Below are 14,072 nucleotides of genomic sequence, written 5' to 3'. Positions count from 1 at the left end.
AGAATGTAATCTAAAAATTTGCAGTCGTAAAACATCAAGATGTATTTAGACTCCAGGAGGGATTGATATCCATGAATACCTAATACTTAAAAAATTAAATAAATGAAAAAAAGTACCATTAAGCTCGCAATGTATCTCAATTACTTTGTTTTTGCCATTCTACTCAATAGTGTAGGGATTGTTATTCTAAAGGCGCAAAAAAATTATGGTGTTGATGAATTACAAGCTAGTATTTTGGAAGCTTTTAAAGATTTACCTATAGCTATTGTATCTTTTCTAATTGCCTCTTTCTTGCCTAGAATTGGGTATAAAAAGGCAATGTTAATTGGTTTGGCATTAGTCTCAGCTGCTTGTGTTACCATGTATTTCGGGAATTCATTTAGCGCTGCCAAAGTACTTTTTGCCACTGTCGGGGTGTCTTTTGCATTGATAAAAGTATCTGTTTATTCTCTGATAGGAACTGTGACGGAGAATCAAAAAGAGCACAATAGTTTAATGAGTAGTATTGAGGGTGTTTTTATGATAGGAATCGCCTTGGCTTATTTTTTATTCCCCGCTTTTAATTCTGAAACCGATCCTAATGCTTGGCTTAATGTATACTGGCTTTTAGCTGCTATTTCGCTATTGTCGTTTAGTTTTTTGTTTTTTACCAAATTCGAAAAGCAAACAGAAATACCTGGGGTAGACTTATTAGATGATTTTAAACAAATGTTCAAACTGTTTGCTAAACTATTGACAATCGTTTTTGTAATTAGTGCTTTTCTATTTGTAATGATTGAGCAAGGAATTATGACATGGTTGCCTACGTTTAATGATAAAGTGCTTCATCTGCCAGAGAATATCAGTATTATGATGGCAAGTATTCTAGCAATTTCATTGGCTGTAGGAAGGCTTCTTGCTGGTGTGATTACTAAGTCTATCAATTGGATTTGGGTATTGACTTTTTGTATAATCATGGCAATGCTATTGGTGGTTTTTGTGCTTCCAAGAACAGTTGGTTTAGAAGTAAAAGATATTAATTCATTGAGTGATATTCCTTTGATGGGATTTGCATTTCCATTAGTGGGATTGTTTATAGCGCCTATTTACCCACTTTTGAATTCAGTTGTTTTGAGTGCTTTGCCTAATAAATTACACAGTTCGATGACAGGGTTAATAGTTGTTTTTTCGGCTCTTGGTGGCACAGTAGGGTCAAGGGTTATTGGTTATTTGTTTAAAAATGAAGGGCCAGAAAATGCTTTTTATTATACCTTGATTCCAATGTCATTATTATTGGTCTCCTTTTTTATTCTAAAAAAACTTACTTCTAAATCATGAAAATCACGCTAAATAATATAGAAAAAGTATTTCAGGAACTATTATTTCAAGAAGATACTGATCAAGATAAAAAAATTACCAAAGAGGATAAAGGGCCTAAGCGTTTTGTGCTGATAGATGAAAAAACTAAAGTAGAAAAGGTAATTACTGGAACGTATCATTTGTCAAATTTGCTTCAAGAGCTGGCTTTGCTACGAGAACAGAAGGTTAATGAGTTGGATTTATCTCATGTTGAAGAAGCTCCTGTTGAGAGAATCTCTAGAAAAATCCGTGAGGATTATTGGGATGAATTGACACGTACCATCGACAAGAAAGGGCTTGCCCAAATTCTTGAAGATGAAAAAACAGCTAATGAAGTGCCTACGCTTTATGTTTCTGCAAAGGATGAGGTAGGGGTTTCTTATTTTAAAGACTTGGAAAAAGATTTTAAAAATTTTAAAGTTGCTGTTTTGCCGAAGGATTATAGTGTCGATTATGTGGATACCTTGAATACAAAACCAGGAATTTTAGCATTAGCGCTGGAGCAAAAAGTATATAGTCTACAAGGCGTTCCTTTTGTGGTGCCCGGCGGAAGATTTAATGAAATGTATGGTTGGGATAGTTATTTTATAGGTGTTGGCTTGTTGATTGATGGTCAAATGGAGAAGGCTATGGCTATTGCCGAAAACTTCAAATACCAAATAATTCATTATGGTAAAATATTAAATGCAAACCGAAGCTATTATTTGACGAGAACGCAGCCTCCTTTGTATTCCTCGTTGTTAGTTAGTGTAATGAAAGACAGGAAAGTAAGTCGGGAGTGGTTGAAAAAGCATCTTGAAACTGTCATTTTGGAATACAATACCGTTTGGATGGTGCAGGGAAATCGATTGACACCTACAGGGTTAAATAGGTACAAAGCAGATGGAGTAGGAATGCCTTTTGAGGTGGAGCCTGGTCATTTTGACGATATCTTAGCGCCTTATGCCACAAAGTATAATTTGCCTATTAGAGAATTTGAAAAACAATATTTAAGCAGATCTATTGTTGATGATGAACTTGATCTTTATTTTGTTCATGATCGTAGCATGAGAGAGAGTGGGCATGACACTACAAACCGTTTGATAAATACCTGTGCCAATCTGAATTCAGTTGATATCAATAGTTTTCTTTATAAATACGAAAAGGATATCAGTTATCTTATCAAAAATTACTTTGAGGATTCTTTTCAAGCCGAGGGAACAACGTACACATCACAAGACTGGGGAAATAAAGCGACTTTTCGTAAAAATAAAATCAATGAATTGTGTTGGAATGAAGCAGCGGGCATGTACTTTGATTATGATTTTGTAAATAAAAAACAATTTACGTTTGAGGCGGCAACTACTTTTTTTCCACTATGGGCTGGATTATGTGATGAAAATCAGGCCAAAAAATTAGTAGAAATAGCCTTGCCGCAATTCATTCAATCAGGAGGAATTACAGGAAGTACAAAAGCGAGTATTGCTGGGGTTCCTGAAGATGTTCCGCAACGACAATGGGATTACCCTTTTGGTTGGGCGCCTCATCAAATGTTGTTATGGGAAGGCTTAATCAATTATGGATATCTGGATAAAGCCCAGGAAATGATTTATCGTTGGCTTTGGTTGATTACAAAAAATGCAGTAGAATATAACGGAACCATTCCTGAAAAATTTAATCTGGAAACTAGTTCACATAAAGTTTTTGCAGAATATGGCAATGTAGGGATTGAATTCGATTATATTTCTAAAGAAGGATTTGGGTGGGTAAATGCATCGTATCAATACGGTTTACAAATTTTGAATGATGATTTTAAAACTCAATTGAACTCCCTAACTTTACCTGAAGATTTATTTAAAGTATAGTTTTTTATAAAAAAGCTGTCATTTGTATACTATTTTTTTTAACTTTATAGTCAACTAAAATTTTTCAATATGACTGTAAATCAAATATTAAGCATTAAAGGGAATGATGTTCACTCTATAGTTTCTTCCATTACGGTTTATGAAGCCTTAAAAGTAATGGGCGAGAAAAACGTTGGAGCTGTTTTAGTAATTGAAGATAATTTACTTAGAGGGGTTTTGTCAGAAAGGGATTATGCTAGAAAAATTGTCTTGAAAAACAAAGCTTCCAAAGACACTCTTGTACATGAAATCATGGAGCGAAATGTTATTACGGTGAAACCAACAGATAATCTCGATTATTGTATGGAATTGATGAGTACAAAACGGATCAGACATTTACCGGTTGTTGAAAATAATGCGGTCTTAGGCGTTATTTCGATAGGAGATGTAGTGAAGTCTATTATAGAGATACAAAAAGAAACAATTCAGCATTTGGATTCTTATATCAGTGGGACAAAAGCATAATTAAAAATACAATTACCAATTTAAATAGCTGCAAATTAGTGCGGCTATTTTTTTTGCTGCAAAATGACAGTCGTTTTTTTGTAAAAGAATAGGAGAATAGTCTGCTTTTTAAAGCAACTCTTATATCTTTGTAAGCTAGAATAAAACCTAAGTAAATGAATAGCAATAGCAATAGTAAGAGAAGAGAAGCATTATTATATCATGCAAAACCGACTCCCGGTAAGATACAAGTAATCCCTACAAAGAAATATGCAACACAAAGAGATTTGTCTTTGGCCTATACTCCAGGTGTAGCAGAGCCTTGTTTGGAAATAGCGAAAGATGTAAATAATGTATATAAATATACAGCTAAAGGGAATTTAGTTGCGGTTATTACAAATGGAACAGCAGTTTTAGGTCTTGGGGATATTGGTCCTGAAGCTTCAAAACCAGTTATGGAAGGGAAAGCTTTGTTGTTTAAAATTTTTGCTGACATCGATGTTTTTGATATAGAAGTAGATGTTAAGGATATTGATAAATTCATTGAGACAGTAAAGGCGATAGCTCCTACTTTCGGAGGAATAAATCTAGAGGATATTAAAGCGCCTGAATCATTCGAAATTGAAAGGCGTTTAGTTGAAGAGCTTGACATACCTGTAATGCATGATGATCAGCATGGAACTGCAATTATATCATCTGCAGCTTTGTTAAATGCACTTGAATTAGCAGGTAAAAAAATTGAAAATGCAAAAGTTGTAATTTCAGGTGCAGGTTCTGCAGCATTAGCGTGTGCTAATTTATACGTGCTGTTGGGAGTTAATCCGGCTAATATTACTATGTTTGATAAAGACGGAGTTTTGTCTAAAGATAGAACGGATATTTCTTTATTACAACAACGGTATGCAACTGATAAAAAAGGATTTACACTAACAGAAGCTATAAAGGGAGCAGATGTTTTCTTAGGGCTTTCTGCAGGAAATGTTCTTTCGGCGGAGATGTTGTTGACAATGGCAGACAATCCTGTTGTTTTTGCAATGGCAAATCCTGTCCCCGAAATCGATTATCATTTAGCGATAGCCACACGTACCGATATTATTATGGCTACGGGAAGATCAGATTATCCAAACCAAGTAAATAACGTATTAGGGTTTCCTTATATATTCCGTGGTGCATTAGATGTTCGTGCTACAAAAATAAACGAAGCAATGAAAATGGCGGCGGTTAGAGCGCTGGCGGCCTTAGCAAAAGAATATGTCCCTGAACAAGTGAATATCGCTTATGGTGCGACCAAATTAATTTTTGGACGTGATTATATTATTCCTTCTCCTTTTGATCCAAGACTGATAAGAGTCGTTGCTCCAGCTGTGGCAAAAGCTGCAATGGACTCCGGAGTTGCCTTAAATCCGATTACAGATTGGAATAAATATGAAGAAGAGCTTTTAGACCGATTGGGGAATGATAATAAAATGGTTCGATTGATTACCAATAGAGCTAAAATGGATCCTAAAAAAATCATATTTGCAGAAGCAGATCATCTAGATGTGCTAAAAGCAGCCCAAATTGTTTTAGAAGAGGGAATAGGGCAGCCCATTCTATTGGGTAATATGGAAATAATACTAGAGCTGAAAAAAGAATTAGGTTTTGAAACCGAAGTTGAAATTATCGATACTAAAATTGATGAAGAGAACGAAAGAAGAAATAGATTCGCAAATACGTATTGGGAAGCCAGAAAAAGAAGAGGGATCTCTTTGCTGGATGCTCAAAAATTAATGCGTGAAAGAAACTATTTTGCCGCGATGATGGTGAATGAGGGAGAAGCCGATGGCTTAGTTACCGGATATACCAGAAGTTATTCTTCAGTGGTGAAGCCTATGTTGCAACTAATTGAGAAAGCACCAGGTGCATCTATTGCTGCAACTACAAATATGATGATAACAAAACGTGGGCCGATGTTCTTGTCAGATACAGCCATCAATATTGATCCATCTGCTGATGATCTGGCCAAAATTGCTATTATGACTGCTAAAACTGCTAAAATGTTTGGTGTAGAGCCCGTTATTGCGATGGTTTCATTTTCAAACTTTGGGTCGTCAACAGATACTAGTGCAGCAAAAGTAAGGGAGGCTGTAGCTTATTTACATAAGAATCATCCAGATATGGTTATTGACGGAGAAGTTCAAGCTGATTTTGCTTTGAACCCTGAAATGTTAAAAGAAAAGTTTCCGTTTTCTAAACTAGCTGGTAAAAAAGTGAATACCTTGATTTTTCCAAACCTTGATTCTGCCAATATCACTTATAAATTATTAAAAGAATTAAATCAGGTAGATTCTATTGGTCCAATTATGTTAGGTATGGGAAAACCAGTGCATATATTTCAATTAGGAGCAAGTGTTGAAGAAATGGTTAATATGGCTACTATTGCTGTTATTGATGCACAAGAAAAACAGAAGAAAAAAAATAAATAGGTCAAATAGATATTGAAAAGCACTCCGTCTTCATTACGGAGTGTTTTTTTTAATTCGAAACAACTATATTTATATTAAATACAAAACATTTTAATGATAACACATTTACAAGGTAAATTAGTAGAAAAAACACCAACAGAAGTAGTTATTGATTGTGGCGGTGTTGGTTATCACGTAAACATCTCGTTACATACCTATTCTTTGCTCCCAAATGCTGATTTTATAAAATTGTTTACCCACCTTCAAATTAAAGAAGACGCACACACTTTGTTTGGATTTGTTGAAAAATCAGAGCGAGAGATTTTTAAGATGTTACTTTCGGTTTCAGGAATTGGAGCCAGTATAGCCAGAACAATGTTGTCTTCATTAGATCCAAAACAAATTACAAATGCAATTGCATCTGGCGATGTTGTTACCATACAATCTATTAAAGGAATTGGTAGTAAAACAGCTCAAAGGGTAATCCTTGATTTGAAAGATAAAGTACTAAAATTGTATGATTTAGATGAAGTTTCAATGTCACAAAGCAATACAAATCGAGATGAGGCGTTATCAGCTTTGGAGGTTTTAGGTTTTGTTAGGAAAACCTCAGAAAAAATTATCGAGAAAATAGTAAAAGAAGATCCCGATGCTTCCGTGGAATCTATTATTAAGAAAGCTTTAAAAAGCTTATAAAATCAAAGTTATAAACCCGAATTGTATGCATAAAATTTGTACTTTTTTGATTGTTTTATTTTGTGGTTCCGTGTCGTTAGCACAAGTAAAAGAGCAAGCTCAAGACACTACAAAAACAGGTTTTTCTTTAGGAAAAGTCCAAATAAAAGATCCTCAAAGTATCCTGTCAGCTTATACATATGATCCAGTTACAGATAGGTATATTTACACCAACTCTGTTGATGGGTTTTCCATTAATTATCCGATCATTTTAACGCCAAAACAGTATGAAAATTTAGTATTGAAAGAATCTATGAGAGATTATTTCAAGAAAAAAACTGATGCTATCGACGGCAAAAAAGAAGGTAGTGAAGAAGCTAAAAAAGATTTGTTGCCAAAATACTATATTAATTCTAGTCTTTTTGAATCTATTTTTGGTAGTAACACGATTGATGTTAAACCGACAGGATCCGTAGAAATGGACTTAGGTATGCGCTACACAAAACAGGATAATCCTTCCTTTTCTCCAAGAAACAGATCTAATTTATCTTTTGATTTCAATCAAAGGATTAGTATGAGTTTAATGGGTAAAGTAGGAACAAGACTTAATGTAAATGCGAATTACGACACACAGTCTACTTTTGCATTTCAAAATTTAATTAAATTAGAATACGCCCCTTCTGAGGATGATATAATTCAGAAAATTGAAGTTGGAAATGTAAGTATGCCTTTAAATAGCTCATTGATTAGAGGAGCCCAAAGTTTGTTTGGGGTGAAAACTCAACTCCAATTTGGAAAAACAACGGTTACCGGTGTTTTTTCAGAGCAAAAATCACAGACGAAAAGTGTGGTAGCTCAAGGTGGAGGTACAATCCAAGATTTTGATATGTTTGCTTTGGACTATGATAATGATAGACACTTTTTCTTATCCCAGTATTTCAGAAATAAATACGATTCTTCATTAAAAAATTACCCGTTTATTGACAGTAGAGTTCAAATATCAAGGTTGGAAATTTGGGTGACCAACAAACAAACCCGAGTGAATACTACTTCTAATAATTTAAGAAATATTATTGCGCTTCAAGATTTAGGAGAAGGGCAATTATCTGGAATTGCTGATAACGAGGTGGTGGTTTTAGATCCTTCAACGGGTATATTTAATAATCCTTTTGACACTCCTTCGGACAACGCAAATAATGATTACGATCCTGCGCAAATTTTAACAGGAACTGGTTTGCTGAACAATAATATTCGAGAAATTGTAACTTCAAGCTCGGGGTTTAATGTTACTGTAAGTGAAGGGCAAGATTATTCAAAGTTAGAAAATGCCAGAAAACTGAATGCTAATGAGTATACTTTTAATGCTCAATTGGGTTATATTTCCTTACAACAGAGATTAGCCAATGATGAGGTTTTAGCGGTAGCATATCAATATACTATTGGTGATAAAGTGTATCAGGTTGGAGAGTTTGGGAATGATGGTGTGGATGCAACGGTTGTGACGGGTACTACTCCTTCCAATCAGGCTATTGTTACTCAAAGTTTAATTTTGAAAATGCTGAAGAGCAATTTAACCAATGTTAAAAACCCAGTTTGGAATTTGATGATGAAGAATATTTATCAGATTCCTGGAGCCTATCAGGTAAAACAAGAGGATTTCAGGTTCAATATTCTTTATACAGATCCGTCTCCATTAAATTATATCACTGAAGCAAAAGATGCAGCCGGAAATCTGGTTCCCTTTCCTTCTAGTCCAACACCTGACAATCGAGTTGCAGAAACACCATTATTGAAAGTATTCAATTTAGATAAATTGAATTACAATAATGATCCTCAAACTGGTGGGGACGGTTTTTTTGACTTTATGCAAGGCATTACAATCGATTCTCAAAATGGGCGATTAATATTTACAACCAAAGAACCATTTGGAGAATTATTGTTTTCTAAATTATCCAATACGGGTTCAGGAGAAAATTATGATGATGCCAGCACTTATAATCCAAACCAAAAGAAATATGTTTTTAGAAACATGTATCGCAATACACAATCAGGCGCCTTGCAGGATAGTGATAAAAATAAATTTCTCTTAAGAGGAAAGTATAAATCCTCGGGAGGTGACGGAATACCAATTGGAGCGTTTAATGTACCAAGAGGTTCTGTTGTTGTTACCGCAGGCGGTAGAATTTTAGTGGAGGGGGTTGATTATAGCGTAAATTATCAATTAGGGCGAGTGCAAATTTTAGATGCTTCACTACAAGCTTCAAATACGCCAATTAATGTCTCTTTAGAAAACAATTCTATTTTCGGTCAGCAAACCAGACGGTTTATGGGTGTAAATGTGGAGCATAAAATTTCAGATAACTTTTTGGTTGGTGGAACTTTTTTAAAAATGTCTGAAAGACCATTTACTCAGAAATCAAGTTTTGGTCAGGAATCTGTGAACAATACTATTTTTGGTTTCAATACTAATTTTTCTACAGAAGTTCCTTTTTTAACTAGGTTAGTGAATAAGTTGCCAAATCTAGATACTGATGTACCGTCAAGCCTATCTATAAGAGGAGAAGTTGCATTTTTAAAACCAGATTCACCAAAAGCGGATCAGTTTGAAGGAGAATCAACTATTTATGTGGATGATTTCGAAGGGTCTCAAACAACGATCGATATGCGTTCAGCGTACGCTTGGAGCTTGTCGTCCACTCCGGACAGAAATACTAGAAGCACCTATGATTTTAATGCGAATGCCAATGATTTAAGTTATGGTTTTAAAAGATCAAAACTGTCCTGGTATTCAATTGATCCTATATTTTATACTCAAAAACCTGCTGGAGTTTCAAATGATGACTTATCATTTAATTCCACTAGGAGAATCTACAGTCAAGAGCTGTACCCTTTAACAGATATTGCACAAGGACAATCACAAATTGTGAACACCTTAGATTTAAGTTATTATCCGTCTGAAAGAGGAGCATATAATAATAATGCAAATTTTGCGGCAGATCCTGCAGGCAATTTTGGAGGAATCATGCGATCTTTAAATTCTACTAATTTTGAGCAAGGAAATGTGGAATACATTCAGTTTTGGGTAATGGATCCTTATGTTGGAAAAGGGGCGATTCCTCAAACTAATTCAGGGAAACTATATTTCAATTTAGGGGAAATTTCAGAAGATGTTTTAAAGGACGGAAGAAAACAGTATGAAAACGGACTTGGGCCAGATCAAATATTGGTCAATCCAAGACCGATCTGGGGAGATGTTCCTGCTTCGCAATCTTTAATCTACGCATTCGATACCAATGTAAATAATCGATCCAATCAGGATGTAGGATTAGATGGTTTGGCTAATGCCAATGAAGGGGCTGTGTATAACAACTTTGCTTCTGAACCAGATCCAGCTGCGGATGATTACACCTACTATTTGAATAGTTCTGGAAGTGTACTCGATCGCTATAAAAATTATAATGGAGTTGACGGGAATTCTGTGGTAGATATTAATAATCCAAATAGAGGATCGTCAACCGTTCCTGATGTTGAGGACATCAACAGGGATAATACAATGAATACGATCAATGCTTATTATGAATATAGCATCGATGTGAAATCTAATCCTGTTATTGGTCAGAATTATATAACGGATATTAGAGATACTCAGGTAACATTAGCGAATGGCGAAGTAACTGATTCGAGATGGATTCAGTTTAAAATTCCTGTTACGCAACCGGAGAATACGATAGGAAATATTTCAGATTTCAGATCGATTCGTTTTATGCGAATGTTTATGACTGGCTTTGATCAAGCAGTAACAGTCCGTTTTGGAGCTTTAGATTTAGTAAGAGGAGAATGGAGAAGGTATACCAATACGCTTGACTTCAACGATACAAATGTAGCAGATGATGGAACAGAATTTGACGTATCAGCAGTAAATGTTCAGGAAAACAATCAGAGATGTCCTATAAATTATATAACACCTCCAGGGGTGCAACGAGAACAATTGTTTAATAATAATACTATTATCAATCAAAACGAACAATCATTGTCGTTAAGAGTTGCAGGTGACGGATTAGAAATTAATGATTCAAGAGCAGTTTTTAAAAATGTAAGTATTGACATGCGTCAATTTAAAAAATTGAAAATGTTTTTGCATGCGGAGTCATTACCAAATGAAACTACGCTTAGAGATGATCAAATGGTAGGGTTTATTCGTTTTGGAAATGATTTTACTCAGAATTTTTATCAAATCGAGATTCCTTTGAAAGTGACAGTACCTTCGGCATCGGCGACGTTAAATTGTTCTCCGTTGAGTGCTGAGGCAGTATGGCCGGAAGAAAATGAAATCGATTTATCATTGGCACTATTGACCCAATTAAAAATATTGGCGATGAGTGTTGATTTAAGTACCTTGCCTTTAGACGGTATTTATTACTCAGATGATGACGCTAGCAGGCCTGAAGGAGATGGTACTAGTAAATTAAGATTAGGGATCAAAGGAAATCCTAATTTTGGATTAGTTAGAACTTTGATGGTGGGTGTAAAAAGCAATGAAACACACCAGGATATTAAAGGAGAAGTTTGGTTCAATGAACTTCGCTTAGCAGACATGGATAACCAAGGAGGGATGGCAGCAGTGCTAAACGTCGATTCTAATCTAGCTGATTTTGCCACAATTTCAGCTACAGGAAAGAAAAGTACGATTGGTTTTGGTGCATTGGAACAAGGGCCAAACGAAAGAAGTCGGGAAGATATTCAACAATATAACATTGTGACGAATGTTAATTTGGGGAAATTACTACCTCCAAAATGGGGCGTTAATTTACCATTTAATTACGCTATCGGCGAAGAAACGATTACTCCGGAATACGATCCTTTTAATCAAGATATAAAACTAAAACAGTTGTTGGATAATACTACAGACTCTGCTGAAAGAAATAATATTTCAAGTAGAGCCATCGATTATACAAAACGAATGAGTATTAATTTTATTGGAGTAAGAAAACAAAGAAGTCCTGAACAAAAACAACATGTTTACGATCCAGAAAATTTCACCTTCTCTCAATCGTATAACAAAGTAGAGCGACATGATTTTGAAATTGAAGATTATGTAGATCAGCAAGTGAACTCATCAGTTGATTATGCTTACAGTTTTCAACCCAAACCAATTGAGCCGTTTAAAAAGACTGAATTTTTGAAAAAGAGCAACTATTGGAAAATGCTAAGTGATTTTAATTTTAATTATTTGCCTTCTAACATATCCTTTAATACTAACATTAATCGACAATACAACCGTCAGCAATTTAGACAGGTAGATGTACAGGGAATTGGTATTGATCCTTTGTATCGAAGAAATTTTGCATTCAACTATCAATATGGATTTAATTATAATCTGACAAAATCTTTGAAATTAAACTATACAGCTTCGTCGAATAATATTGTGAAAAATTATTTGAATGCAGACAACGAACCTATTGATAGTTTTACAATCTGGGATAGTTATTGGGATATTGGAAATCCAAATCAACACATGCAGCAATTGGTCTTAAATTATGAGATTCCAATTAATAAAATTCCGTTATTTAGTTTTGTGAAAGCTAATTATTCTTATACTGGTGACTATAGCTGGCAAAAATCATCAAATGCATTCTCTCAGTTAGAGGATGTTGGTATTCCAGATTTAGGGAATACAGTTCAGAACGCACGTTCTAATAACTTGAATACAAGTTTTAATATGGACATGCTTTATAAGTATTTGGGATTGACGAGAAATTCGGCTAAGACAGCAAATAAGCAGAAAGCGGCTGCTCCTAAACCAGGACAGAAAGTGGTGAATACTAATGTGAAATCTCAAGCTCAAAACAATCAATTTGTTGATGGTTTAATGGGAGTATTGACTAGTGTAAAAAATATTCAGATTAATTATACTGAGAATAGCGGTACCGTTTTACCGGGTTACACACCAAGCGTTGGGTTTTTAGGATCTTCGAGACCATCACTAGGTTTTACGTTCGGAAGTCAAGATGATGTGCGATATGAAGCTGCAAAAAATGGTTGGCTGACCAGTTATCAGGAGTTTAATCAAAATTTTACTCAGGTAACGAATAAGATGTTTAAGGCAACTGCAAATGTAGATTTGTTTCCGGATTTAAAAATTGATTTAGCAGCTGACAGGTCTTATTCGCAGAATTATTCGGAACAATATAATGTGTTGGACGGTCAGTATTACTCGCTTTCGCCTTATACATACGGACTTTTTTCTGTTTCAACGGTCTTGATAAAAACATCGTTTTCTACAAGCGACGAAAAATCTTCTGCAGCATTTGATGATTTTAGAACTAACAGGCTTGTAATTGCAAACCGACTAGCTTCTGAACGTGGAATAGATATAAATAATCCTAGTAATCGTGATGCAGATGGGTATCCATTAGGATATGGTAAAAATAATCAAGCGGTATTATTGCCTGCTTTTATGGCGGCCTATTCAGGAAGTGATGCATCAGGGGTCTCTTTGGGGATTTTTAGAAGCGTACCTATTCCTAACTGGGCAGTAAAATATAATGGATTGATGCGTTATGATTTATTCAAAAGGAATTTTAAACGTTTCTCTCTGCAACATAATTACAGGGCATCTTATACTATTAATCAGTATCGTTCAAATTTCGAATATGATAAAACACCTGACGGAGTTGATGCGAGCGGAAACTTTTTTAATAAAACAATCATGTCTAATGTCAATTTAGTGGAGCAATTTAGTCCGCTAATTCGAATGGATTTCGAACTAAAGAGTTCGTTGAAAATACTAACTGAGATCAAGAAAGACAGAGCGTTATCAATGAGTTTTGATAATAATTTATTGACAGAAGTAAAAGGGGTAGAGTACGTGGTTGGTTTAGGATATCGATTTAAGGATGTTATCTTTTCTTCTAGATTAGCAGATAATCCTTCGGGCATCATCAAAGGAGATATTAATATGAAGGCAGATTTCTCTTATCGTAATAATCAAACCATAGTTAGGTATTTAGATTATGATAACAATCAGTTAGCTGGAGGACAAAATATTTGGTCTTTAAAATTGACAGCTGATTATGCTTTCAGTAAAAACCTGACCGCTATTTTCTATTATGACCACTCTTTTTCAAAAGCGGTAATTTCGACCTCGTTCCCTCTTACGAATATTCGATCCGGATTTACGCTTCGATATAATTTTGGGAATTAATTTATTAAAATCTAAACTATATTTAAATAGAAGATTGTTACATTTGCACAACAATAATTCAATTATCAATTATCAATACGTATT

Annotated in this window: 6 protein-coding genes; all 6 read left to right on the top strand. The window is 34.8% G+C overall.

From position 1 onward, the window contains the following. The first annotated feature begins 102 nt into the window (after positions 1-102). The 6 genes from BMW63_RS04910 to sov all read left to right on the top strand — a co-directional run bounded on the left by BMW63_RS04910 (position 103) and on the right by sov (position 13,988). A complete protein-coding gene (locus tag BMW63_RS04910; protein ID WP_074721797.1) occupies positions 103-1,317 on the top strand; it encodes an MFS transporter in 1,215 nt (404 codons plus the stop codon). Further along, positions 1,314-3,182, top strand: a complete 1,869-nt coding sequence (locus BMW63_RS04905) for a trehalase family glycosidase (protein WP_074721795.1) — start codon at positions 1,314-1,316, stop codon at positions 3,180-3,182. Before BMW63_RS04910 ends, BMW63_RS04905 begins: the two co-directional genes overlap by 4 nt. Before the next feature lie 69 nt (positions 3,183-3,251). Continuing rightward, entirely contained in the window at positions 3,252-3,686 is a 435-nt protein-coding gene (locus BMW63_RS04900; protein WP_074721793.1) for a CBS domain-containing protein, read from the top strand. A gap of 155 nt (positions 3,687-3,841) precedes the next feature. Then, positions 3,842-6,130: an NADP-dependent malic enzyme gene (locus BMW63_RS04895; protein WP_074721791.1), complete on the top strand. Its 2,289-nt coding sequence runs from the start codon at positions 3,842-3,844 to the stop codon at positions 6,128-6,130. Between the two features lie 93 nt (positions 6,131-6,223). Next, positions 6,224-6,805 (top strand): Holliday junction branch migration protein RuvA, encoded by a 582-nt coding sequence (ruvA, locus tag BMW63_RS04890; protein WP_074721789.1) that lies wholly within the window; start codon positions 6,224-6,226, stop codon positions 6,803-6,805. 25 nt (positions 6,806-6,830) lie between these two features. Beyond that, complete coding sequence (sov, locus tag BMW63_RS04885) at positions 6,831-13,988, top strand: T9SS outer membrane translocon Sov/SprA (protein WP_074721787.1); 7,158 nt, start codon at positions 6,831-6,833, stop codon at positions 13,986-13,988. The last annotated feature ends 84 nt before the right edge of the window (positions 13,989-14,072 follow it).

This window comes from Flavobacterium frigoris (assembly GCF_900111075.1).
Taxonomy (GTDB): domain Bacteria; phylum Bacteroidota; class Bacteroidia; order Flavobacteriales; family Flavobacteriaceae; genus Flavobacterium; species Flavobacterium frigoris.
This window is presented reverse-complemented; position numbering and strand designations above follow the sequence as displayed.

Coding starts and splice junctions, on each gene's coding strand:
- BMW63_RS04910 (WP_074721797.1), top strand. CDS start 103: ATGAAAAAAAGTACCATTAAGCTCGCAATGTATCTCAATTACTTTGTT.
- BMW63_RS04895 (WP_074721791.1), top strand. CDS start 3,842: ATGAATAGCAATAGCAATAGTAAGAGAAGAGAAGCATTATTATATCAT.
- sov (WP_074721787.1), top strand. CDS start 6,831: ATGCATAAAATTTGTACTTTTTTGATTGTTTTATTTTGTGGTTCCGTG.
- BMW63_RS04900 (WP_074721793.1), top strand. CDS start 3,252: ATGACTGTAAATCAAATATTAAGCATTAAAGGGAATGATGTTCACTCT.
- BMW63_RS04905 (WP_074721795.1), top strand. CDS start 1,314: ATGAAAATCACGCTAAATAATATAGAAAAAGTATTTCAGGAACTATTA.
- ruvA (WP_074721789.1), top strand. CDS start 6,224: ATGATAACACATTTACAAGGTAAATTAGTAGAAAAAACACCAACAGAA.